We start from the raw sequence: 22,141 nt of genomic DNA, 5'->3' as shown, positions 1-22,141 counted from the left end.
CCGGACGGCCGACCCAGGAGGCACACATGGCGAAGAAGAAAAAGGTGACGGATCCGGCCGTGCCCGGACCCGATGTCAGCCTGCTACTGACCTACGCCGGCTTCGCGATCTTCGGAACCCTCTGGCTCGCGCTGCATCTGGGCAACCTGCTGGCAGGCAGCCCGCAGAAGGTCCCGTTCAACCCGATCGCCATCGCGGCCGATCTGGCACGGGGCAAGCTGCAATGGCCGGGCGCGGCCACCGCGATCATACTGCTGGTGATCCTGAGCGTGATCGCCTATCTGGTGATCCGCAAGCGGTTGCAGAAGCACCGGACGAAGGGCAGGCTGCCGGTCGACGACAAGGCCGACGTGATGGGCAACGGCGGCGCGATCTCGATGCTCACCGAGGCGGGTGTCCGGGAGAAGGCCCAGCAGCTCGGCGTGAAACTCGGCTACGACGATCTTCCCGGCGTGCCGATCGGTATCGGTGTGGCCGACGGGGTGATGCTCTACGGCTCCTATGAGGATCTGCATCTGGACATCTGGGGTCCCCGTCAGGGCAAGTCGACATCCCGCGTGATCCCGGCGATCCTCACCGCGATCGGCCCGGTGCTGGCCACCTCGAACAAACGCGACGTGGTCGACGCCACCCGAGACGTCCGCGAGGCCAAGGGAAGTCCCACCTTCGTCTTCGATCCGCAGGGTGTCGCGGGCGAAGAGCCGACCTGGTTCTGGGATCCGCTGTCCTGGGTTGATGCCAAGCGCGAGGGCTGTGAAATGCGCGCGGCGCGCTTGGCGGGGCACTTCGCCGACGGCGACGACGGCCGCGACACCAAGACCGACGCGTTCTTCGATCCCGAGGCCGAGGACCTGCTGGCCGGACTGTTCCTCGCCGCCGCGGTCGGCGATCGCAACGGCAGCAGGCCGATCGTGCAGGTGTGGGAATGGGTGACCAACCCGCAGGACACCGAGCCCATCGAACTCCTGCGCGCCGCCCGCCATCACTACACGGCCTCGGGTCTGTCCTCGCAGTACAACACCGACCCGCGGACGCGCAGCGGCATCTTCGGCACCGCCAAGAAGATGATCCGCTGCCTGAAGTTGTCGAACGTGCATCCGTGGATCACCCGCGGCGGCGACCGCAGGGAATTCGACGAGCTGGAGTTCCTGGACAACAACGGAACGCTCTACAGCCTGTCGCTGGAAGGCCGCGGGTCGGCCGCCCCCCTGGTGAGCGCGCTCACCGAGGCGGTAGTGGACGTGGCGATGCGGAAGGCGTCGCAGTCGGCCGGTGGGCGACTGGCGATCCCGATGCTCGCGGTGCTCGACGAGGCCGCGAACGTGGTGCGCTGGAAGGATCTGCCCAAGCAGTACAGCCACTTCGGCTCGCGCGGCATCGTGGTGATGACGGTGCTGCAGTCCTGGGCGCAGGGCGCGCGCTGCTGGGGCGAGAGCGGCATGAACGCGCTGTGGTCGGCGGCGAACATCAAGGTGCTCGGCAGCGGCGTGGACGACACCAAGTTCCTGCAGGAACGTTCGGACGTGCTCGGCGATTACGACGCGATCTCGCAGTCGGTCTCCGAATCCAAGGGTGGCAAGAGCTACTCGCGTTCGCTCAGCTCGTCCAAGACGTTCTCGGTCAACGGTTTGGCGACGCTGCCGCGCGGCCGGGCCATCCTGTTCCCCTCCGGTGCGCCACCGGTGCTCATCCGGACCGTGCCGTGGTGGGAGGGTGAGTACGCTGCCGACGTGAAGAAGTCCATCTCGCGTCACGATCCGCAGCGCAAGACGGAGATCACGGACCTGGGCTCGCCGTCGCTGACCAAGTCGACGCCGCCGCAGGAACAGGGACAAGTCGAGGAGGTTCGGCCGCTGTGACCGAGCAGCAGCAACAACCGATGATCTACGCGAGCGTGGTGGAGTTCGTCGAGAACTATCTCAGCCTGGTCTACCGGCGGCAGGTCACCGATCTCAGTGACACGGTGTGGTGCCCGGAGTGGTGGCAGCATGCCGAGGCGGTCGCCCGCCTGGACGCACTGTGGCGGGCCTGGGAGCACTACCGGCTGGACGGGCGGACCGGATTGAGCGTCTGGTTCCTGGATCACGCGGACCCGCACATGTCGAAGCTGTTCGACCCCAAGGGGCCGTTCAAGTACTGCAGTGTGCGCAACGGTCACAAGGACATGCTCAGCCCGCTGCCCCTGAAGTCGCCGCAGCACGGCATGTTCGGTGATCCCACAGTGGGTGACTTCCGCACGTGAATTGCTGTGCTACAGCGGTTCTCGCGAGAGTCCCGGAACGACGAACGCCCGCCGGAATCCGGCGGGCGTTTGTTCGTTCGGCTACCTCGTGCGTTCCAGGCCGCGGGATTCCTGTTCCCTCGCCCTGGTGACCGACGGCGCCTCGTCGGGGCGGCCGCGTACGGCTTCGCCCGGCGGTTGCGCCTGCCCTACTTCGATCAGCATCCGTACCGCCGCGAGTTCCGGCGCCACACCCATTTTGGCGAGATGGGCGGCGATCGCCATCCGCCGTTCCGCGGAATCGTATTGCATAGCAGGCTTGGCGGTGGCGGCGGCATTGGCCGCCATCCGTCCTGCCTCGGCCTGCGCGGAGAAGCGGTCCTTCTCCAAAGACACACCCTTTTCCGCGAGCGGCTTCTCGATCAGCCTGGCCAGCTCGGTATTGCGCGGGTCCTTGGCCTTCGCGTCCCTGGCTTCACGGAGCTGCAATTCCTTGGCCTCTTTGATACGGGCCTCGGTGAGCTTGGCGCGCGCTTCGGCTTCCTTCTGACCACGCTCGCGGGTCCGCAAGGCGACGAGCGTCGCAAGCTGCAACATTGTCCTCATCATGGCCGCGGTTTCCCGGCCGATGTCGTCCAGTTCCTCGGACATGGCTGCTCCCCGATGCTGCAGTGATCACTATGGATGATTGTGGTGCTTCGTTACGGACGCCGCCACGCGAACTGTAGTCCCGTGCAGCGGGTCCCGCCTGCAAACGTGGACACCCGGAGCGCTCGCGGCGCGGCACTCCCAGGGCGGGATCACCCGGCCGAGGGGGTACTGCGCTGCGGGAACTCCTTGTTTCGAGATTACCCGACAAAGGTCGGCACAATCGAACGAGCGTGCTGCTTTATCAGCATATATCGCACATTTCCGGCGTGTCTGCGGGCGCGCCGGATGATCTTCGAACTGAGGGCATCCTATCCGAAGAAAGGTTCGACTATCCTCGCTCCGGCCGGACGGGGCCGGATATGGCTCGGGCCCGCGGCCGGAGATCGGCGGCGGGCCCGGGCGCTGCGGCTCAGCGGTCGATGCGAACCGACTGGATCGTGACCGGCTGCTTCGGCTTCCCATCGCCGGGACCGTTGGAATCGTCCTGGCCCAGCTCGGCGATCTTGTCCAGGGTGCCCAGGCTGTTGTCGTCCACCGTGCCGAAAATCGTGTATTGCGGCGGGAGCTGCGAATCGGAGTACACGATGAAGAACTGGCTGCCGTTGGTTCCGGGGCCCGCGTTGGCCATGGCCAGTACGCCGCGCTTGTACGCGATCGGCTCGGAGGTCGCCGCCGGATCGGTTGGAGCGTACTGATCGGTCGGGTATTCGTTGTCGAATTCGTAACCGGGCCCGCCCATCCCGGTGCCGGTGGGGTCGCCGCACTGCAAGACCTTCAGGCCCTCACCCGCGGTCATCCGGTGACAGCTGGTGCCGTCGAAGTAATTCTGTGCCGCCAGGCTGACAAAGCTGTTCACCGTGCACGGCGACTCGGCGTTGTTCAGGGTCAGGCCGATCGGGCCCTGGCTGGTCTCCACGCTGACGCTGACCTTCGCGTCGACGCCGGTGGTCGGGATGCCGTCGGCTTTCGGCTTGGTGGCCTGCTTGTCCGCGGGCTTGGCGCTGTCGCGGTAGGCGCAGTCGACCGTCGCGGGTTTGGCCTTCGCGGCGGGCGGCGCGGCCGCGGTGGGGGCGCTGGACAGCGAGGGGTCGGCGGCGTCGGAACTGCCGCTGTCCTCGCCGCGGGTCAGGAAATACACCCCGGTCACGGCGGCGACCACGACGACGACACCGAGCACCGATCCGGCGATGGTGAGTTGCTTGCGCCTGCGCGCCCGCTCGGCCCGGTTGGCGAGCTGACGTTCCAGCTTGCGTTTCGCCGCTGCTCGTCGCTGTTCGTTGCTCGGCACTACCACGTTCCTCCCGTATCCGGTTACATCGGGTAAGAGTGTGCCATTTCTTCCTGAGACTGCTCCGCAACCTTCCCTCAGGGGCGGTTCGGCGAACCGGTTGGACTTGCGGGGGCGTAGTGGTGGAAACTGGAGCATCGTGACCAAGACCAGCAGCTTTTCCGCCCCGAAGGGGGTACCGGACTACGTGCCACCCGGCTCGGCCGAGTTCGTCGCGGTGCGCGACGGTCTGCTCCGCGCCGCCCGACTGGCCGGGTACGGGCATATCGAGCTGCCGGTTTTCGAGGACACCGGCCTGTTCGCTCGTGGTGTCGGCGAGTCCACCGACGTGGTCACCAAGGAGATGTACACCTTCCCCGACCGCGGCGACCGCAGCGTCACCCTGCGTCCCGAGGGGACCGCGGGCGTGATGCGGGCGGTCATCGAGCACGGCCTCGACCGCGGGCAGCTGCCGGTGAAGTTGTGCTACACCGGTCCCTTCTTCCGCTACGAGCGGCCGCAGGCCGGCCGGTACCGGCAATTGCAGCAGGTCGGCATCGAGGCGATCGGCGTCGACGATCCGGCGTTGGACGCCGAGGTGATCGCCATCGCCGATGCCGGGTTCCGCGGGCTCGGACTCGACGGGTTCCGGCTCGAGATCACCTCGCTCGGCGACGAGACGTGCCGTCCGCAGTACCGCGAACTGCTGCAGGACTTCCTGTTCGGGCTGCCGCTGGACGAGGAGACCAAGCGGCGCGCCCAGCTCAACCCCCTGCGCGTGCTGGACGACAAGCGACCCGAGGTGCGTGCGATGACCGCGGACGCGCCGCTGATGATCGATCACCTGTCGGAGTCGGCCAAGGCGCACTTCGAGCAGGTGCTCGGCCACCTGGAAGCGCTGGGTGTGCCGTACGTGGTGAACCCGCGCATGGTGCGCGGCCTGGACTACTACACCAAGACCACGTTCGAGTTCGTGCACGACGGTCTGGGCGCGCAATCCGGCATCGGCGGCGGCGGCCGCTACGACGGTCTCATGGCCGAACTCGGCGGACAGCCGCTGTCGGGTATCGGGTTCGGCCTCGGCGTCGACCGCACCATGCTGGCGTTGGCGGCCGAGGGCAAGTCGGCGGGCAACCCGGCGCGCTGCGAGGTCTTCGGCGTGCCGTTGGGCGACGCCGCCAAGCAGCGGCTGGTCGTGGTGGCCGCGCAGTTGCGCGCGGCGGGCGTCCGGGTCGATCTCGCCTATGGCGGGCGCGGCGTGAAGGGCGCGATGAAGGCGGCCGACCGCTCCGGGGCGAAGTTCACGCTCGTGCTCGGTGATCGCGATCTCGCGGACAACACGATCGGGCTCAAGGACATGGCCACCGGTGACCAGCGGCAGATTCCGCTGCCCGAGGCGGTCGGCGTGATCCGGGAGTCGCTGGCCGGGTAGCGGCGCGGCGGCTGCGCGTGCCGTCGGGTATCGCGGCACAACCGCCGCGCGCACGGAACTGTGCGTCGAATCCGTCGCAGGACGGGTGGTGGGCGCGGTAGCGTGACCGGCGCGCACACCACCGGCGGCCGGAGTCGCGAGAGGGCGGAGCAGTGTCCACGAATTCTGATGACCAGCGGGCGGTCGCGCCGGTGGGGCTCGATCTGGTCGCGCCCGAGTTGTACGCGCCGATGCTGCGCCGCCTCGCGCTGGCCGCGGCGGGCATCGGGCTCGGCGCGGCGCTGCTGGCCGCGACCGTGGTGAGCTGGCCGATCGCGGTGGCCGTCGGCATCGTCGTCGGCGCGCCCACCGTCCTGTACGCCCTCGCGCTGCGCCGACGGCGGATGTGGTTGACCGGCACGCGGATTCACGCCCGCAGGCTGTTCGGCGAACGACAGGTGGAGATCTCGGCGGCGACCGGAGTCGAGATCCTGGTGTATCCGGCGCGGTTGAGCCGGATCGCCCTTCGGGTCACCGCGGGGGAGGTGTCGCAGGTCGTTCCGCTGGCCATGTACACCGACGCGGGCAGCGGCCGCGAACTGCATCTGCTCGGCCTGCGCAGGCTCGCGGACGCGCTCGCCGCGAGTCGGTTGGCTGCGGCGGTGGCCGTTTCGGAGATGTTGGTGCACCAACTGCGCGCCGAGGCGCGCGACGCCGGGCTGGAGGAACGGCCGCTCTACCGCGCCGTGCGGCTGGCGCGGGCAAAGGACGTGGTGTCGCCGATCGTTCTGACCGACACCGAGGTCGCCACGCTCGGCTGACCTCCGTGCCGCTGTGCCTCGTAGCGTGGACGCTCGTATCTGCTCCGGGCCGCTCCTCCTCCCCGAGCTCGGTACCGGGTCGCGGCGGGTGTCGTGTGGCTCACCGTGGGCATCGAGAGGCGGTGAGTGTGGTTAGGGTGGGCAGCGAGAGTCCGCCGACCGCAAGGAGTTCGTCGTGAGCACCGCCGCTGGGACCGTGACCGTCACCGTGACCGGAGCCGCGGGCCAGATCGCCTACGGCATGCTGTTCCGGATCGCCTCCGGCGCGATGCTCGGCCCGGACACGCCCGTGCGTCTGCGGCTACTGGAAGTCCCGGCCGCCGTGGCGTCACTGGAGGGCGTCGCGATGGAGCTGGAAGACGGCGCGTTCCCATTGCTGAAGTCCATCGACTTCAGCGACGACCCATGGATCGGCTTCGCGGGCGCCGACATCGCCCTGCTCGTCGGCGCCCGGCCGCGCACCGCCGGAATGGAACGCTCGGATCTGCTCGCCGCCAACGGCGCGATCTTCACCGAGCAGGGCGCCGCGATCAACGCCAGCGCCGCGGACGACGTGAAGGTGCTCGTGATCGGCAACCCGGCCAACACCAACGCCTTCATCGCCATGAGCAACGCGCCCGACGTGCCCGCCGAGCGTTTCACCGCCATGACGCGTCTGGACCACAACCGCGCCATCGCGCAACTGGCCAAGAAGACCGGTGCGGCCGCCGCCGACATCGCGCGAGTCGCGATCTGGGGCAACCACTCCGCGACGCAGTATCCGGATATCGCGCACGCCACCATAGCGGGCCGTCGCGCCCTCGACCTCGTCGGCGATCCCGCGTGGCTGACCGAGGACTTCGTGCCCACCGTTCAGCAGCGTGGCACCGCCATCATCCAGGCCCGCGGCGCGTCGTCGGCGGCCAGTGCGGCCAGCGCCGCGATCGATCACATCCACGACTGGGTGCGCGGCACCCGGGACGGCGACTGGGTCTCCATGGCCGTTCCCTCGGACGGCTCCTACGGCGTGCCCGAAGGGCTGATCAGCTCGTTCCCGGTCACGTGCGCGAACGGCGAGTACACGATCGTGCCCGATCTGGCCATCGACGACCTCGCCCGTCCCCGGATCGACGCCTCGGTCGCCGAGCTGGAGCAGGAACGCGACGCCGTCGTCGAGCTCGGCTTCGCCAAGCGCGGCTGACCCGCTGCACGGGCACCCGGCCGGTTATCCGACCGTCCAGGTCTCGCGCCCGGTGAGCAGGGACTGGAGCGTGTCGGGACCGATGGGGCTCTTTTCCCGGGCCGTGTCGGTCTGGTAGCGCACCGCGTCGTCGTAGGTCGGCCGCGAGACGCTGCGGAAGATGCCGGTGACGACGTGCTCGAGCCCTTGGTCGGACAGGCGCGAGAGCGCGTACGCGTATTCCGGGTCGTCGGCGTAGGCGTCGTGCACGACGATGTCGGACTCCGCGACGCTGTCGGTGCGGGCCACCGCGAGCCCGAAACCCTTTCGTACGACCGCGAATTCGCCCTCCGTGCCGAAACGGATCGGCTCGGCGTGCCGCAGGGGGATCAGATGGTCCGCGGCGTTCTCCCGGCGCAGCACGTCGAAGGAGCCGTCGTTGAAGATCGGGCAGTCCTGCAGGATCTCCACGAACGACGTGCCGCGGTGCTCCGCGGCGGCGCGTAGTACCTCGGTGAGTCCCGCGCGATCGGAATCCAGCGCGCGGGCGGCGAAGGTCGCCTCGGCCCCCAGCGCCACCGAAAGGGTGTTGAACGGATGGTCCACCGAGCCCATCGGGGTCGACTTGGTGACCTTGCCCTGCTCCGAGGTCGGTGAGTACTGCCCCTTGGTCAAGCCGTAGATCCGGTTGTTGAACAGCAGGATCGTCATGTTCACGTTACGGCGCAACGCGTGGATCAGGTGGTTGCCGCCGATGGACAACGCGTCGCCGTCACCGGTCACCACCCAGACCGACAGGTCGGGCCTGCTGACCGCCAAACCGGTCGCTATGGCGGGCGCACGACCGTGGATGGAGTGGATGCCGTAGGCCTCCAAGTAGTACGGGAAGCGGCTCGAGCAGCCGATCCCGGACACAAACATCAGATTCTCCCTGCGCAATCCGAGTTCGGCGAGGAAGCCGCGCACCGTCGCCAGGATCACGTAGTCGCCGCAGCCCGGGCACCAGCGCACCTCCTGATCGGAGGTGTAGTCCTTCACCTTCTGCGGTCGGTCCGCGGACGGCACCCCGGACACTCCGGTCAGTCCCAGATCGGTGCCGACCAGCGAGGTCTCCACGATGGTCATGCGTTACCCCCAGCCGTGTGGTACGTGGCCCGCGCCCGTGCGGCGAAGACCTTGTTCTGTTCCATCTCCGTGATCGAACCGTCCAGTGCCGCGTCGATGACCCCGACCAGTTCCTGGGCGGAGAACGCGGTGCCCGCGATCTTCGTCCACGGACGCACGTCGACCAGGTACCTGGCGCGCAACAGTGTGGCCAGCTGCCCGCCGTTCATCTCCGGCGCGACCACGACGCGGTAGCGGCGCAGCACGTCACCGAGGTTGGCGGGCAACGGATTCAGGTGACGCAGATGTGCCTGGGCCACCGGAACCCCGCGACGCCGCGCGCGCCTGCACGCCTCACCGATCGGACCGTAGGAGCTGCCCCAGCCGATCAACAGCAGCTCGGCGCCGCCGTCCGGATCGTCGACCACGAGGTCGGGCACATCGATGCCGTCGATCTTGGCCTGCCGCAGGCGGACCATGAGTTCGTGGTTGGCCGGGTCGTAGGAGATGTTGCCGCTGCCGTCCGCCTTCTCCAGACCGCCGATGCGGTGGGCGCGCCCCTTCGTGCCCGGGACGGCGAGCGGGCGCGCGAGTGTGTCGGGATCGCGCGCGTACGGCTGGAAGGGGTCGGCGTCCTCGCCTTCCGGTTCGAACGCGGGGTCGATCGGTTCCAGATCCGTGACCTGGGGAATGGACCAGGGCTCGGAGCCGTTGGCGATCGCGCCGTCGGACAGCAGCAGCACCGGCGTGCGGTAGGTGAGTGCGATCCGCGCGGCTTCCACCGCGGTGGCGAAGCAGTCGGCGGGGGAGCGCGGCGCGAGCACCGCCACGGGCGATTCGCCGTTGCGGCCGTAGAGCGCCTGCAACAGGTCCGCCTGCTCGGTCTTGGTCGGCAGGCCGGTGGACGGTCCGCCGCGTTGGACATCGATCACGACCAGCGGCAGCTCCGTCATCACGGCCAGGCCGATGGTCTCGCTCTTGAGCGCGAGTCCGGGACCGGAGGTACTGGTGACGCCGAGCGCGCCGCCGAGCGAAGCGCCCAGCGCCGCGCCGATTCCGGCGATCTCGTCCTCGGCTTGGAAAGTGGTGACGTCGAAGTTCTTGTGCTTGCTCAGTTCGTGCAGGATGTCCGAGGCCGGCGTGATGGGGTAGGTGCCGAGGAAGACCGGCAGCCCCGCGAGCTGACCGGCGGTGATCAGGCCGTAGGCGAGCGCGGTGTTGCCGGTGATCTGGCGGTAGGTGCCCGGCGGCAGCTTGGCGGGCGCGATCTCGTAGGTCGTGGCGAAGCTCTCGGTGGTCTCGCCGTAGTTCCAACCCGCACGGAACGCCAGGATGTTGGCCTCGGCGATGTCCGGTTTGGTCGCGAACTTCTCCCGCATGAACTGCTCGGTGCCGCCGATCGGTCGCCCGTACATCCAGGACAGCAGGCCGAGGGCGAACATGTTCTTCGCGCGCTGGGCGTCCTTCTTGCCGACTCCGGTCGATTCGGTGGCGCCGAGGGTGAGCGAGGTCATCGGGACGCGGTGGACCACGAAATCCGACAGCGTGTCGTCGGCCAGTGGATCGGCGGGGTAGCCGACCTTGGCGAGGGCCCGCTTGGTGAACTCGTCGGTATTGACGATGACGGTGGCGCCGCGCGGGAGATCCTCCAGGTTCGCCTTCAGCGCGGCGGGGTTCATCGCGACCAGCACGTCGGGCTGGTCGCCCGCGGTGAGGATGTCGTAGTCGGCGATCTGGATCTGGAAGGACGAGACGCCCGGCAGGGTGCCCTGTGGCGCTCTGATCTCGGCCGGGAAGTTGGGCTGGGTGGCCAGGTCGTTACCGAAGGCGGCGGCCTCGTGGGTGAAGCGATCGCCCGTCAGCTGCATTCCGTCGCCGGAATCCCCGGCGAACCGAATGACGACCTTTTCCAATTTCGCTGTGCCGACATCTTTTTGGTGTGAAACCATATGCCTGCTTCACTTCCTCGTCGCTGAGAGGTGCCATCGCCAAACTACTCCGTCGAATGCGGTGCGCGCCCCGAAGTGCGAGGACCGGCGAGATTCGGCGAGGATGGCGTCAGGCGAACAATGCCAGCTGCGCGTCGGTCGTGTGCGCGGTTTCGGGTCGTGTCTCCGGTTCGGGTTGCCTGCGCGCCGTCAAACCGTGCTCCGCCAGCAGCGGAGCGACTCGCGCGCGCAGCCAGGCGGAGTACTCCGGCGTGACGTAGGCGCCGCCGCGGTAGAGCCGGCGGTACCGGCGCAGCAACGCCGGATGGTGCTCGGCCAGCCAGGACAGGAACCAGCCCCTGGTGCTGCCGCGCAGATGCATGGGGAACGCGACGGCGGATTCGGCTCCCGCCTCGGCGATCGCGCCGAAGATCGCGTCCAGATGTGCCCGGCCGTCGGTGAGGCAGGGAATGACCGGCGCGACCAAGACGTTCACGGCGAACCCCGCGTCGGTGAGGGCCCGCACCAGCTCCAGGCGAGCACGCGGGGACGGCGTGCCGGGTTCCAGGCTCTGGTGCAGATCCTGATCGAGGATCGCGATGGACACCGCGAGGCTCACCCGCACCTCGCGCGCGGCCGACGCGAGCAACGGCAGGTCCCGGCGCAACAGCGTGCCCTTGGTGAGGATGGAGAAAGGGGTGCCGGACTCGGCCAGCGCGACGATGATGCCCGGCATCAGTCGATACCGGCCCTCGGCGCGCTGATAGGGATCGGTGTTGGTGCCGAGCGCGACCGGTTCGCGGCGCCAGGACCGCCTGCCGAGTTCCTTGCGCAGCACCGCGGCGACGTTCGTCTTCACCACGATCTGCGAGTCGAAATCCCGGCCCGCGTCCAGATCCAGGTACTCGTGCGTGCCGCGTGCGAAACAGTAGCGGCACGCGTGGGAGCAACCGCGCATCGGATTGACGGTCCACTGGAAGGGCACGTTCGCGCCCTCGGGCACCCGGTTCAGCGCGCTCTTGCACAGCACTTCATGGAAAGTGATGCCCTCGAACTCGGGCGTCCGCACGGTGCGCACCAGACCCGCCCGGGACAACCCGGGCAGCGCGCCGTCCTCGGCGTCCAGGGTCTGGTTCTGCCACCGCACCCCCTCAGTCGAACATGTGTTCTATCAGCTGTCAAGCGATCCGGCGGGTGTCGGATGGGGTGATCCGGATGGGCTCGCCGAAGAAGGCGACCAGGTCGCGGACGGTCTCGTCGAGCGGGCGCGGCCGGTAGCCCAGTTCGCGTTCGGCCTTGGCGTGGTCGACGACGGGTGCGGAGATCAGGGCGCCGAGCGCGGCCTTGGAGACGATGTCGGAGTTGAACAGCTTGCCGATCGGCGCCAGCACGGGGATGACGCCGGACACGAGCTTGGGGGAGATGGCGAACTTCGGCCCGCGCTTGCCGCCGTGGGTCGCCGCGATACGGCACAGTTCGAGCATCGAGATCATCGATCCGCCGAGCAGGTAGTTCTCCCCGGTGCGGCCGCGTTCCCCGGCCAGGATCAGGCCCTCGGCCACGTCGCGGACATCCACCAGGTCGAATCCGCCGCCGATCATGGCGGGTATGCGCCCGAGCGCCGCGTCCTTGAGCGTCCGGTTGATGCGCGACAGCGGCTTGCCGTGGTCGAGCGGGCCGAAGACGCCGGTGGGGTTGCACAGCACGGCGTCCAGGCCTCGGTCGATCACCTTGCGCAATTCCACCTCGCCCGCCCACTTCGACCGGTCGTAGACCGGCAGCGTGGGGTCGGTCGATCGCGGAGCGCTCTCGTCGATCCGCCCGCCGCAGCTGTACTGGTTGAACGCGTGGATCGAGCTGGCGTGCACCATCCGGCGCGCGCCGACCGCCAGCGCCGCCTCGGCGACCACGCGCACGCCCTCGGTGTTCACCCGCCAGGCGAGATCGTTCTTCTCGGCCAGGGTGATCACCGCGACCAGGTGGTAGACCAGCTCGGCGCCCTCCAGCGCGGCGCGCATGGATGCCGGGTCGAGCACGTCGCCCCGCACCCAGGTGACGCCGGGCGTCGCCGTCTCGGCGGGGATCGCCCGATCGATGGCGGTGACCTGGTGGCCGCGCTCGATGAGGAGGCGGAGCAGATTCGTGCCAAGGTATCCGGCTGCGCCGGTCACTGCGACCTTCATGGGACAGAGAATATAGAACTTGTTCTAATTTGCAACACGTTCCAGTTTCGTTCCGATTGCCCTGCCGTGCGGCGCGTTCGGGCTCGAAACATGCCGGTACGGTCCGCTATATTGAGCGCAACCGTAGCGGCTCTAGCCGATTCGGCAGGAGCCCGGCGGATCACGACAAGTTCAAGACGCAGCTCTGTACGACGATTTGGGGGGCAACTCGATGAGTGATCTCTCGGTAGAGACCGAGGCGGTCCGGGCGTTCGCCGCGACGAACGCGGGCATCGCCGGTGATCTCGCGGGGGCGGGCAATTTCGACGCGGTGAAGAACGTTTCCGCGCTCGTCCCGGTATTCGGCTTGATCGGGGCGGACTACCTGGCGATGTTCGCCGCGGCACAAGTGTTGCAGGCCAAGGACATCAACGATCTGTCGGCCAAGTACGCCAAGCTCTCGGACTCGGCCTTCAGCGCCGCTGCGGCCTACGACGCCGCCGACTGGTCCAACGCCGGCGCGCTCGGCTCGATCACGGGCCAGATCGGGGGCGCGGTATGAGACCGCTGGACAGTGGCGTCATCGCGCCGGAGGACGACGCCGTCGCGCACGCGGCCGAGCAGAACGTCGCCATCGGCCAGCAGACGGTCTTGGACGCGCTGCAGCAGTCGCCGGCCCAGGCGGTGCTCGACCTGCCGCTGCCCCAATTGCCCGAAGACCTGCCGCCCATCGAGCCGCCCGCCTTCGTGCTGTCGCGCAAGATTTCCGAGGAGCAGCATTCGGCGGGCGCCGTGCCTGCCGGTCTGCCCGGACTGAACGGCGCACCGGGCGCACAGGACGTGCCCGGCGTGCCGCACGAGGCGTCGGCGCTGCTCGGCGACATGAACACAGCGGTCGGCCACGTAGCGACGCCGGTGGTGGAGGCGGCGTTCGATCAGGCGCACGGCGTGCTGAACGGCTCGCTCGCCGACGCGCCGAGCGCCGTCGCGAGCACGGTGAATCAGGCGGCGACCGCGGCCGGGGCGCTGCCCCCCTTGCCCGCCGACCCGGTCGCCGCGCTGATGCAGGGCGTCGCGCTGCCCGCGCTGCCCGGCGTGGACGTGCTGATGAAGCCGATCCTGGACCTGCTCGGCAGCTTCGGCACCGGTGTCATCGGCGCGCTCGATCCGACCGCGATCCTCAGCCAGTCCTCCAAGATCATCGAGATGGCCATGCAGGTGGGCAAGGGAAGCATGGGCACCGTCGAGCAGTTGTGGCAGAGCCAGGCCGCCCGCAATGCCCAGGCCGCGAGCCAGCAGGCCAACGTGGAGGGGCAGGAGACCAGCCAGCGGGGCCTCGACATCTCCGAGATCACCCAGCGTGCGGCCGCGGTGGTCCAGCAGGGCAACGCCCAGCTGCTCGGCATCGCGTCCTCATTCGCCACCCAGGCGACCGCGCTCGCGCCGGTGATCCTGACCCCGCCCGCGCAGGCGACGCTGATCGCCTCGGCCACCGAACACCTCGGCCATGCCGTCGGGGTGGTCAACGCCACCCGTGGGGACCTGGCGGGCAAGACCGCCGAACTCAGTGGCATGGTGCAGCAGTTGGTCGCGCCGGGCGGCGGGCCAGCCCCGCAGGAGGTCGCGCAGGCGTTGGCGCAGAACGTCGGCCAGCCCATCCTGGAGCAGGCGCAGTCGACCGCGTCGGACACCGCGACCAAGGCGGCGGGCCTGGACTCCTACACGCCAGGGACGTCGAATCCCACGACCACGCCGTCGTCGGTGCTCAATTCGCACAGCCCCGGTACCAGCCATGGCACGCCGAGCGCGCTTCTCGGCAGCAGCCCAGGTCGGCCCGGAAGTCCGAGCACACCCTCGGTGCCCAAGCCCGGCGGCCTGCCCGGCGCCACGGCTGCTCCGATTCGCCCGGTCGGCGGTGTGCCCGGCACTACTGCATTCGGTACCGGCACACCCGGCAGCACCACCCCGGCGGGATCGAACAGCTTCATGGGCGGTCCGGCCGCCGCGGCGGGGCAGCGCAGCAACGACGAGGAACATTCGCGCAACGTGCAGCCGTACCTGAGCCCGACCGGCAACGACGATCTCACCGGCCCCCTGGGCGAGTCCACCCCCGACGTCATCGGCGCGACGCACTCCGACGAGATCATCAGTTCGGACTACGAGCAGGACCAGTTCTGACGGATGTTTCGCGCCGCACCCGGCCCGAACGGTTCACCGTCGTTCGGGCCGAGTGCAAAGCGAATGTCAGTTGTCCGGGACGAACGAGTCGAGCAGTCTCTTGTAGAGATCGGCGAAGCGTTTGCGCGCGGCCTGCTGTTCGGCGCCGAGTCCTTCGGTGGTTTCCGGCGAGTACACCACCAAATGCACGTCCTCCGAGGGCGACTGCGGCATGTAGTCGATGATCCGGCTGCTCTGATCGGTGGCCTTGGGCACCCCGAGGTCCGTCGTGGCCAGCGCCTTGGTCTCGGCCAGCGCCGCGCTCAGCACGTCGGGCGGGATGTGGCCGTCGATCCGCTTCGGCGGAGTCTCGGGACGACGCTCGGCCGCCACGGCATCGGGACTGCTGGCCGCCCGGCCGTCGGCGAAGATCTCCAACTGCGGGCGTAGATCCGTCCGGGCCTGCCATCCGTCCGGAATGGTGGTCAGCGTGAACAGCGCCAATGGTGCGCTGATCGGCGGTAGCGCACTCGGGCGGTCCAGGGCCGGGTCGCCGGTGGCGGTCCCCGAGCCCACCGCGACGATCAGCATCACAACCAGCAGAACAGCTTTCGTTACTCGCATCGATCCCATCTTCCCGGTGCTGTCCGTGTTCGCCTGCGGCGCAGACGAACTGCCGTAGATCATGACAGCGCGCCGACCCCTGCGGGAATCGGCGCGCTGAGGCGATTCGATCCGGTTCTATCGCAAGGCGGACGGATTGTTCAGATCCTGCGCCGAATAGGTGTCACAAGCACGGACCTGACCGGTCCGGTATCCGGCGAGAAACCACTTCTGCCGCTGGTCGGACGAACCGTGTGTCCACGCTTCGGGATTCACCCGCCCCTGCGCGGCGCGTTGGATGCGGTCGTCGCCGACCGCGGCCGCCGCCGACAGCGCGTCGGCGACGTCCTTGTCCGACAGCGGCTTCAGGAACGGCTGATCGCTGCCGGGCGCAGGCTGCTTGTCCGCGAAGTGTGCCCAGATGCCCGCGTAGCAGTCGGCCTGCAATTCGGTGCGCACCGCCCCGGACTCCGGCCCGCGCGGGTCGCGTTGCGCGCGGCCGAGGTCACCCAGCAGATTCTGGATGTGATGGCCGATCTCGTGGGCTACCACGTATTCCTGTGCGAGCGGACCGCCGCTGGAACCGAAGCGGTCCACCAGATCTTGGAAGAAACTGGTGTCGAAGTAGGCGGTCCGGTCGGCTGGGCAGTAGAACGGCCCCACATCGCTGGTGGCATTGCCGCAGCCGGTCGCGGTCGCGCCGGAGAACAGTACGACCTGCGGCTGGACATAGCGCTTGCCTGCCTGCTTGGGCAGTTCGGCCGACCACACGGCGTCCAGGCTCTGTGCGGTGAGCGCCACCCGGCAGTCGACGTACTTGTTGGCGTCCGCGCCGGTCTTGCAGTGGCTCGGTGTGCCCGCCGTGCCGGGTTGGGTCTGGCTCTGCTCCGGCGCGCCGGTGAAATTGCCGAGGATGGAGCCGGGGTCGCCGCCCAGCAGCAGGGCCAGCACCAGCACGATGAGTCCGCCCGCGCCACCACCCAGCGCGAGCTTGCCGCCCATGCCTGGACCGCCGGAGGAAACCCGGTCGGGATCGATTTGCATGCCCTCGTTGAAGGTCATCGTCGTCGCTTTCTCGCTCGACCGTCGGGGCCGCGCAGCCCCCGCTCGTACGGTTCCCCGATTCACACTGCCTCGGATACAGCTTGGCATGGGCGCGGCGATATCGGTTTCCACTCGGGGAATGTGTCTCACTACGATGGACTCGCACCTGGTCACCCCGCGCCCGGTGCCAGAGTCGTCGAAAGGAACCCCGTGCTGCGCACCCACTTGGCTGGTTCGCTGCGAAGCGAGCATGCCGGTCAGACCGTCACTCTCACCGGCTGGGTGGCCCGGCGGCGTGACCACGGTGGGGTCATCTTCATCGATCTGCGTGACGCGTCCGGCGTGGCGCAGGCGGTGTTCCGCGAGGGCGCGCCCGCCGAACAGGCGCACCGGCTGCGCGCGGAGTACTGCGTGCGCGTCACCGGCACCGTGGAGCCGCGACCGAGCGGCAACGAGAACCCGGAGCTGCCGACCGGCGCCATCGAGGTGAACGTCACCGAGCTCGAGGTGCTGAACGAGAGCGCTCCGCTGCCGTTCCAGCTGGACGAGCAGCCCGGTGAGGAAGCGCGTCTGAAGCACCGCTACCTGGATCTGCGCCGCGAAGGGCCCGCGCACGCCATCCGGCTGCGGTCCAAGGTCAACGCCGCCGCACGCGAGGTGCTTGCCCGCCACGAATTCGTCGAGGTCGAGACCCCCACGCTGACCCGGTCCACGCCGGAGGGCGCCCGCGACTTCCTGGTGCCCGCCCGCCTGCAGCCTGGCAGCTTCTACGCCTTGCCGCAGAGCCCGCAGCTGTTCAAGCAGCTGCTCATGGTCGGTGGCATCGAACGCTACTACCAGATCGCGCGGTGCTACCGGGACGAGGACTTCCGAGCCGACCGCCAGCCGGAATTCACCCAGCTCGACATCGAGATGAGCTTCGTGCGCCAGGAGGACGTGATCCTGCTGGCCGAGGAGATCCTGGTCGCGCTGTGGAAGCTGGTCGGCTACGAGATCCAGACCCCGATCCCGCACATGACCTACGCCGAGGCCATGCGCCGTTTCGGCACCGACAAGCCCGACCTGCGTTTCGGTGTGGAGATCACCGAGTGCACCGACTACTTCAAGGACACCCCGTTCCGGGTGTTCCAGGCGCCTTATGTCGGCGCGGTGGTCATGCCCGGCGGCGCGAGCCAGCCGCGGCGCCAGCTCGACGCCTGGCAGGACTGGGCCAAGCAGCGCGGCGCCAAGGGGCTGGCGTACGTGCTGGTGAACGAGGACGGCACGCTGGGCGGTCCGGTCGCCAAGAACCTCAGCGAGGCCGAGCGGGAGGGCCTGGCCAAGCACGTCGGCGCGGTTCCGGGTGACTGTGTGTTCTTCGCGGCAGGCGCGGCCAAGGCGCAGCGCGGTCTGCTCGGCGCGGCGCGGGTCGAGATCGCCCGCAAGGTCGGGCTCATCGATGAGGACGCCTGGTCGTTCGTGTGGGTTGTGGATGCCCCGCTGTTCGAGCCCACCGTCGAGGCGACCGCGAGCGGCGACGTAGCGGTGGGCCACTCCGCTTGGACCGCGGTGCACCACGCGTTCACCTCGCCGAAGCCGGAGTCGCTGGACACCTTCGACACCGATCCGGGCTCGGCGCTGGCCTACGCCTACGACATCGTCTGCAACGGCAACGAGATCGGCGGCGGATCGATCCGTATCCACCGCCGCGACGTGCAGGAACGCGTCTTCGAGGTCATGGGCATCAGCCATGAGGAGGCGCAGGAGAAGTTCGGCTTCCTGCTGGACGCCTTCGCCTTCGGCGCCCCGCCGCACGGCGGCATCGCCTTCGGCTGGGACCGGGTCACCGCGCTGCTGGCAGGCGAGGACTCGATCCGCGAGGTCATCGCGTTCCCGAAGACCGGCGGCGGCGTCGACCCGCTGACCGACGCGCCCGCGCCGATCACCGAGCAGCAACGCAAGGAAGCGGGACTGGACGTCAAGCCGGAGCAGAAGAAGGGCGCGGACAGCAAGACCGCGCCGTAGCGAGGCGCCCGCCCGAACGGTACCTTCTGGTCAGCCACGTCTCTGCTCGAGGACGCCGACCGCGAGGAAATCCGTTGCTGCACTTGCGCATGATCAGCCCGCCGGAGATCACCGACGAGGTGCTCGCGGTGCTCGCCGCCGACCCGGGGGTCACGCACGTGACCCTGGCACGCGGCGCCGCTCTGGAGCCGAAGGGTGACCTCGTGCAGGCGGACGTGGCTCGCGAGGCCGCCAACGACGTGCTCGACGATCTGGCCGCGCTGGGCGTGTCCCGCTCCGGCGGCCTGACGCTCACGCCGGTGGAGACGATGCTGTCGGAGGCGGGCGAACGTGCGGTTCACGAGGCGCCGGGCGATCCGAGTGACGCGGTGGTGTGGGAGGAACTGCTCGCGCAGACACACGAGGAGTCGAGTCTCAACGCGACGTTTCTCGCCTTTCTCACCATCGCCTGCCTGCTCGCCGCGGTCGGCGTCGCGACCGATTCGTCGGTGACCGTCGTCGGCGCGATGGTCGTCGGTCCGGAGTTCGGGCCGCTGGCGGCCTTCGCGGTGGCTCTGGTGCGCAGGGAATTCCGGCTCGCCCGCCGGTCGGCCATCGCGCTCGCGGTCGGTTTTCCGGTGGCGATGGTGGTCACGCTGCTGGCGACGCTGGTGTGGCAGCAGGCCGGCTGGATCACCATCGACGGGGTCTCCGGTATCGATGAAGTCGACTTCATCTACCAGGTGGGACCATTCTCCTTGGTCGTCGCGCTGCTGGCGGGCGCGGCTGGCATGCTGTCGCTGGTGACCGCGAAATCGGCCGCGCTGGTCGGCGTGTTCATCTCGGTGACCACCGTGCCCGCGGCCGGCTTCGCCGTCGTGGCGGCGACCCTGGGGGAATGGCGGGTGGCGTTCATGTCCGCGGGTCAGCTCGCGGTGAACATGGTGGGTGTCATCGTGGCCGGGGTCATCGTGCTCGCGCTGCGGCCTCGCACGGGTAAGGAGGCCGGACCGCTCGAACGATTCACACAGTGGATCGGGAGGCGCTCACCGATCGGCAGGTGAGGCGGGCTTCACCGCGCGGCGACCGTGCCGCCGGTGAGCGTGCGGTAGGCGTAGGTCACCGCGATGGTGGCGACCGGGCCCGCCACGAGCAGGCCGAAACCGCACAGGAGTAGCCCCAGGAAGGTCACCACCAGCACTGCCAGCGCGAGCAGCAGCACCTGCCAGGCGTTGGACACCACCAGCGTGAAGCTGGACTTCAGCGCCTCGAACGGACCCTGGTCCTGATCGACGACGAAATGCAGCGAGAACATGCACAGCCACCCGGCGATCAACCCGGGAAGCAAGCAGATCGCCGAGCCGAGGAAGGTCAGCAGGAACGCCAGCAGCGCGGTGAGCAGCACATTACCCGCGTTCACGAACCGGAAATAGGCGCCGAACGGTGGCGGAGTGCCGTCGGTCTCGTACAGTGCGCCGCGCACCATCGCCGCCTGCAACAGCCATATCCCGGCCATGACCGCCAAGAAGATGAACAGCAGCGGCAGCATGGTCGTCGGATCGGTGAGTTGGACGACGAGCAGGAACCCCAGATAGATGACCAGGCCCACCGCGGTCACCCCGACCCACGGCCCTGGATTGGCCCGGAACGCCGCCAACCCGTAGCTGAGCGCCTGGCCCACGTCCAGTGTGCTCGGACCGGTGGGGACCTGCTGGTAGCCGTAGACCGGCTCCTGGACCGGCGCGGGGCCTGCCGGGTTCCAGCCCGGCCCGGTGCCCGGCGGGCCGTAGCTGGGGTGCGGGGCGCCCCCGGGCGGGGGCGGTGGTTCACTGCCGTAGTGCGCCGCGCCGGGGCCCTCTGCCTGCGGATATCCGGAAGAACCCGCCATTTCCTGGCGGGCGTGGCCGGTCCCGGGGCCGGGAGCCTCTGGATGCGGGCTCCCGTGTTGGCCCTGCCGGGCCGCGAAGTGTTCGTCGTCGTTGGGGGAGGAAGCGCCGCCAGCTGATTGTTTGGGTGCGGGGGGCGGGGTTTCGGTCACGCGGAGACCTTTCCACTCAACTGGTTTGCGGTGTGGCGCACGGCAGTTGACGATGAGAAAACCCCACGGGTGCAAAGGTGTCAAGCGACCGGCGGCGGCTGTCCAGCCTCGCCGCGGACACGCCGGGCGACGCGGAAAGGTTGTGTAACCGCTCGCTAGAAGTGACCCGATGCGAGTAACTTGAGAGGCGATGACCGCACTATTGGCCGAACGCGCCGCCGAAGTCGTGTCCGCAGCGCAACAGTTGCTCACAAAGCGAATGGGTGCTCCGGTAAAGCTGAGCGATCCGATCGAACTCAGCGGTAGTGGTAGGACGACGGTCCTACGTGTGCGTGTAGCGGAGAACGCGTTCTCGTTGCCGCGAACCCTGATTGTCAAGCAGGTCCGCGGGGCCGCCCAGGATCGCCGGACCGGCGGCTTGGCCCCCGGGGTGGCCAGCATCGATTCCGCCTTCCTACGCGAGGCGGTGTCCTACCAGTTCACCACCGCGCTGAGCCGGGAGCACCGCCCGGGCGCGTACCTGATCGCCCACAGCCTCCCCGACCGACTGCTGATCCTCAGCGATCTCGGTGAGAACTCGCTGCTGACCGCCGTCCTGCACTCGGGCGCCGAGCCGGCCACCCGCAACGCCCTGATGGCGTTCGCCCAGGCGCTGGGCCGCATGCACGCCGCCACCGTCGGGCGCGAGGCGGACTTCGTCGCGTTGCTGCGCCGGGTCGACGTGGTGCACCGGGTGGACGGCATCGCGCAGCAGGCCGAGACGGCGATCGCCGAGGTGCCTGGCATGCTGCAGCGCGAACTGGGCATCGAGGTGCCTGGCGAGATCGCCGAGCGGATCGTGCGCGGCAATCGGCTCTTCTCGGCGGGTCGTTTCCGGGCGTTCAGCCCTTCGGACCTCTGCCCGGACAATGTGATCTTGAACGAGGAGGGCGCTCGCTTCCTCGATTACGAGTGGGGCGGCTTCCGCGACGCCACCCTCGACATCGCCTACGCGCTGGTGTCCTTCCCCGGCTGCCTGTGCGACGTCGAACTCTCCCGGGAACGAGCCCAGCAGATGGTGGAGGCCTGGCGTGCGGAGGTCGTGGGCGTGTGGCCCGCCCTGGCCGACGACGAACAGCTCGCCGAACGCATCCTGGAAGCCCGGCTGATCTGGGTATGGCTGTCCACCTACTGGTTCCTGCCCGCCGATCACACGCGTATCGCGGCCGCCAGGGAGCACGGGTTGTCGGTGCCGCGGTCGGCGGCGCTGATCAACCGCTGGGCAGCGCTCGCCGAAGACGCGCGCTGCACGGGTGACGACATCGTCGGTGACTTCGCCGAGGACGTTTCGGCGATGCTGGAAGAGCGTTGGTCGGAATAGGACTTGCGCCGGTGTCCGCCAAGCTCGGCGCGGCCGTGCGATCGGCCGCGACGAAGCCGGATATGGATGCCGCGCCGCTGCACGATGCGGGCGCTCGAAGCCCGGCGGCGGTGGTCCGCCGTTTTCCGCGGACCTCCGTCCGCTGGACCGCTGGGTGACCTGTGGTCCGGAGTGTCCCGTCAGCCCCGGTTACGGGCAAACCCCGGAAGGGCATGTCGCCGAATGCTTGCGC

General features: G+C 68.8%; 19 protein-coding genes. 10 read left to right on the top strand and 9 right to left on the bottom strand.

Going from position 1 to position 22,141, the window contains the following annotated elements; genetic code table 11:
* Positions 1–26 precede the first annotated feature (26 nt).
* Positions 27–1,859 carry a type IV secretory system conjugative DNA transfer family protein gene (locus GVY39_RS00575; protein ID WP_159919345.1) on the top strand — a complete coding sequence of 611 codons (1,833 nt, stop codon included), beginning with the start codon at positions 27–29 and terminating at the stop codon, positions 1,857–1,859.
* Positions 1,856–2,242, top strand: a complete 387-nt coding sequence (locus tag GVY39_RS00570) for a DUF4913 domain-containing protein (protein WP_236565231.1) — start codon at positions 1,856–1,858, stop codon at positions 2,240–2,242. The genes GVY39_RS00575 and GVY39_RS00570 overlap by 4 nt, the downstream gene beginning before the upstream one ends.
* Positions 2,243–2,323: 81 nt before the next feature.
* Here GVY39_RS00570 and GVY39_RS00565 read toward each other — a convergent pair whose 3' ends face one another.
* Both GVY39_RS00565 and GVY39_RS00560 read right to left on the bottom strand, forming a co-directional pair.
* Positions 2,324–2,872, bottom strand: a complete 549-nt coding sequence (locus tag GVY39_RS00565; RefSeq protein WP_159919343.1) for a hypothetical protein — start codon at positions 2,870–2,872, stop codon at positions 2,324–2,326.
* A gap of 409 nt (positions 2,873–3,281) precedes the next feature.
* Positions 3,282–4,160 carry a peptidylprolyl isomerase gene (locus GVY39_RS00560; RefSeq protein WP_159919341.1) on the bottom strand — a complete coding sequence of 293 codons (879 nt, stop codon included), beginning with the start codon at positions 4,158–4,160 and terminating at the stop codon, positions 3,282–3,284.
* A 139-nt stretch (positions 4,161–4,299) separates the two neighbouring features.
* Here GVY39_RS00560 and hisS point away from each other — a divergent pair, with 139 nt between their 5' ends.
* The 3 genes from hisS to GVY39_RS00545 all read left to right on the top strand — a co-directional run bounded on the left by hisS (position 4,300) and on the right by GVY39_RS00545 (position 7,551).
* Complete coding sequence (hisS, locus tag GVY39_RS00555; protein ID WP_159919339.1) at positions 4,300–5,571, top strand: histidine--tRNA ligase; 1,272 nt, start codon at positions 4,300–4,302, stop codon at positions 5,569–5,571.
* A gap of 152 nt (positions 5,572–5,723) precedes the next feature.
* The gene (locus GVY39_RS00550; RefSeq protein WP_159919337.1) at positions 5,724–6,371 is read left to right on the top strand and encodes a hypothetical protein; all 648 of its coding nucleotides are present in this window, start codon (positions 5,724–5,726) and stop codon (positions 6,369–6,371) included.
* Positions 6,372–6,612: 241 nt separating this feature from the next.
* A complete protein-coding gene (locus GVY39_RS00545; RefSeq protein WP_236565264.1) occupies positions 6,613–7,551 on the top strand; it encodes a malate dehydrogenase in 939 nt (312 codons plus the stop codon).
* Positions 7,552–7,575: 24 nt separating this feature from the next.
* On the opposite strand, the gene GVY39_RS00540 is transcribed toward GVY39_RS00545, so the two are convergent.
* The 4 genes from GVY39_RS00540 to GVY39_RS00525 form a co-directional block, all read right to left on the bottom strand.
* Positions 7,576–8,655, bottom strand: coding sequence for a 2-oxoacid:ferredoxin oxidoreductase subunit beta (locus tag GVY39_RS00540; RefSeq protein WP_159919334.1), 1,080 nt, complete (start codon positions 8,653–8,655; stop codon positions 7,576–7,578).
* Positions 8,652–10,583 (bottom strand): 2-oxoacid:acceptor oxidoreductase subunit alpha, encoded by a 1,932-nt coding sequence (locus GVY39_RS00535; protein WP_159919332.1) that lies wholly within the window; start codon positions 10,581–10,583, stop codon positions 8,652–8,654. The genes GVY39_RS00540 and GVY39_RS00535 overlap by 4 nt, the downstream gene beginning before the upstream one ends.
* A gap of 109 nt (positions 10,584–10,692) precedes the next feature.
* Positions 10,693–11,709 carry an Rv2578c family radical SAM protein gene (locus GVY39_RS00530; RefSeq protein WP_159919330.1) on the bottom strand — a complete coding sequence of 339 codons (1,017 nt, stop codon included), beginning with the start codon at positions 11,707–11,709 and terminating at the stop codon, positions 10,693–10,695.
* Positions 11,710–11,740: 31 nt separating this feature from the next.
* Positions 11,741–12,745 (bottom strand): NAD-dependent epimerase/dehydratase family protein, encoded by a 1,005-nt coding sequence (locus GVY39_RS00525; protein ID WP_159919328.1) that lies wholly within the window; start codon positions 12,743–12,745, stop codon positions 11,741–11,743.
* Between the two features lie 211 nt (positions 12,746–12,956).
* On the opposite strand from GVY39_RS00525, the gene GVY39_RS00520 reads away from it, so the two are divergent.
* Complete coding sequence (locus GVY39_RS00520; protein ID WP_195071721.1) at positions 12,957–13,286, top strand: type VII secretion target; 330 nt, start codon at positions 12,957–12,959, stop codon at positions 13,284–13,286.
* Entirely contained in the window at positions 13,283–14,902 is a 1,620-nt protein-coding gene (locus GVY39_RS00515; protein ID WP_159919326.1) for a hypothetical protein, read from the top strand. The genes GVY39_RS00520 and GVY39_RS00515 overlap by 4 nt, the downstream gene beginning before the upstream one ends.
* Positions 14,903–14,968: 66 nt before the next feature.
* Here GVY39_RS00515 and GVY39_RS00510 read toward each other — a convergent pair whose 3' ends face one another.
* Both GVY39_RS00510 and GVY39_RS00505 read right to left on the bottom strand, forming a co-directional pair.
* A complete protein-coding gene (locus GVY39_RS00510) occupies positions 14,969–15,505 on the bottom strand; it encodes a hypothetical protein (protein WP_159919324.1) in 537 nt (178 codons plus the stop codon).
* A gap of 117 nt (positions 15,506–15,622) precedes the next feature.
* Positions 15,623–16,546 (bottom strand): neutral zinc metallopeptidase, encoded by a 924-nt coding sequence (locus GVY39_RS00505; RefSeq protein WP_159919322.1) that lies wholly within the window; start codon positions 16,544–16,546, stop codon positions 15,623–15,625.
* A 192-nt stretch (positions 16,547–16,738) separates the two neighbouring features.
* Between GVY39_RS00505 and aspS the strand changes: the two genes are divergently transcribed.
* The gene (gene aspS / locus GVY39_RS00500; RefSeq protein WP_159919320.1) at positions 16,739–18,532 is read left to right on the top strand and encodes an aspartate--tRNA ligase; all 1,794 of its coding nucleotides are present in this window, start codon (positions 16,739–16,741) and stop codon (positions 18,530–18,532) included.
* A 74-nt stretch (positions 18,533–18,606) separates the two neighbouring features.
* Entirely contained in the window at positions 18,607–19,575 is a 969-nt protein-coding gene (locus tag GVY39_RS00495; RefSeq protein ID WP_201295122.1) for a DUF389 domain-containing protein, read from the top strand.
* A gap of 8 nt (positions 19,576–19,583) precedes the next feature.
* Here GVY39_RS00495 and GVY39_RS00490 read toward each other — a convergent pair whose 3' ends face one another.
* A complete protein-coding gene (locus GVY39_RS00490; protein ID WP_195071724.1) occupies positions 19,584–20,549 on the bottom strand; it encodes a hypothetical protein in 966 nt (321 codons plus the stop codon).
* Positions 20,550–20,739: 190 nt separating this feature from the next.
* Between GVY39_RS00490 and GVY39_RS00485 the strand changes: the two genes are divergently transcribed.
* Positions 20,740–21,909, top strand: a complete 1,170-nt coding sequence (locus GVY39_RS00485) for a phosphotransferase family protein (protein ID WP_159919318.1) — start codon at positions 20,740–20,742, stop codon at positions 21,907–21,909.
* Positions 21,910–22,141: the final 232 nt, after the last annotated feature.

Origin of the sequence: Nocardia sp. CY15 (genome assembly GCF_009829295.1) — a bacterium.
In the GTDB taxonomy this organism is placed as follows: Bacteria; Actinomycetota; Actinomycetes; order Mycobacteriales; family Mycobacteriaceae; genus Nocardia; species Nocardia sputi.
Note: the sequence above shows the minus strand (reverse complement) of the source record. Positions and strands in the feature narration are given on the sequence as shown.

Bases quoted from the DNA above. Each gene is read 5' to 3' on its own strand.
- GVY39_RS00575 (WP_159919345.1), top strand. From the start codon at position 27: ATGGCGAAGAAGAAAAAGGTGACGGATCCGGCCGTGCCCGGACCCGAT.
- GVY39_RS00565 (WP_159919343.1), bottom strand. From the start codon at position 2,872: ATGTCCGAGGAACTGGACGACATCGGCCGGGAAACCGCGGCCATGATG.
- GVY39_RS00545 (WP_236565264.1), top strand. From the start codon at position 6,613: ATGCTGTTCCGGATCGCCTCCGGCGCGATGCTCGGCCCGGACACGCCC.
- GVY39_RS00540 (WP_159919334.1), bottom strand. From the start codon at position 8,655: ATGACCATCGTGGAGACCTCGCTGGTCGGCACCGATCTGGGACTGACC.
- GVY39_RS00535 (WP_159919332.1), bottom strand. From the start codon at position 10,583: ATGGTTTCACACCAAAAAGATGTCGGCACAGCGAAATTGGAAAAGGTC.
- GVY39_RS00525 (WP_159919328.1), bottom strand. From the start codon at position 12,745: ATGAAGGTCGCAGTGACCGGCGCAGCCGGATACCTTGGCACGAATCTG.
- GVY39_RS00520 (WP_195071721.1), top strand. From the start codon at position 12,957: ATGAGTGATCTCTCGGTAGAGACCGAGGCGGTCCGGGCGTTCGCCGCG.
- GVY39_RS00515 (WP_159919326.1), top strand. From the start codon at position 13,283: ATGAGACCGCTGGACAGTGGCGTCATCGCGCCGGAGGACGACGCCGTC.
- GVY39_RS00510 (WP_159919324.1), bottom strand. From the start codon at position 15,505: ATGCGAGTAACGAAAGCTGTTCTGCTGGTTGTGATGCTGATCGTCGCG.
- GVY39_RS00505 (WP_159919322.1), bottom strand. From the start codon at position 16,546: ATGACCTTCAACGAGGGCATGCAAATCGATCCCGACCGGGTTTCCTCC.
- GVY39_RS00485 (WP_159919318.1), top strand. From the start codon at position 20,740: ATGACCGCACTATTGGCCGAACGCGCCGCCGAAGTCGTGTCCGCAGCG.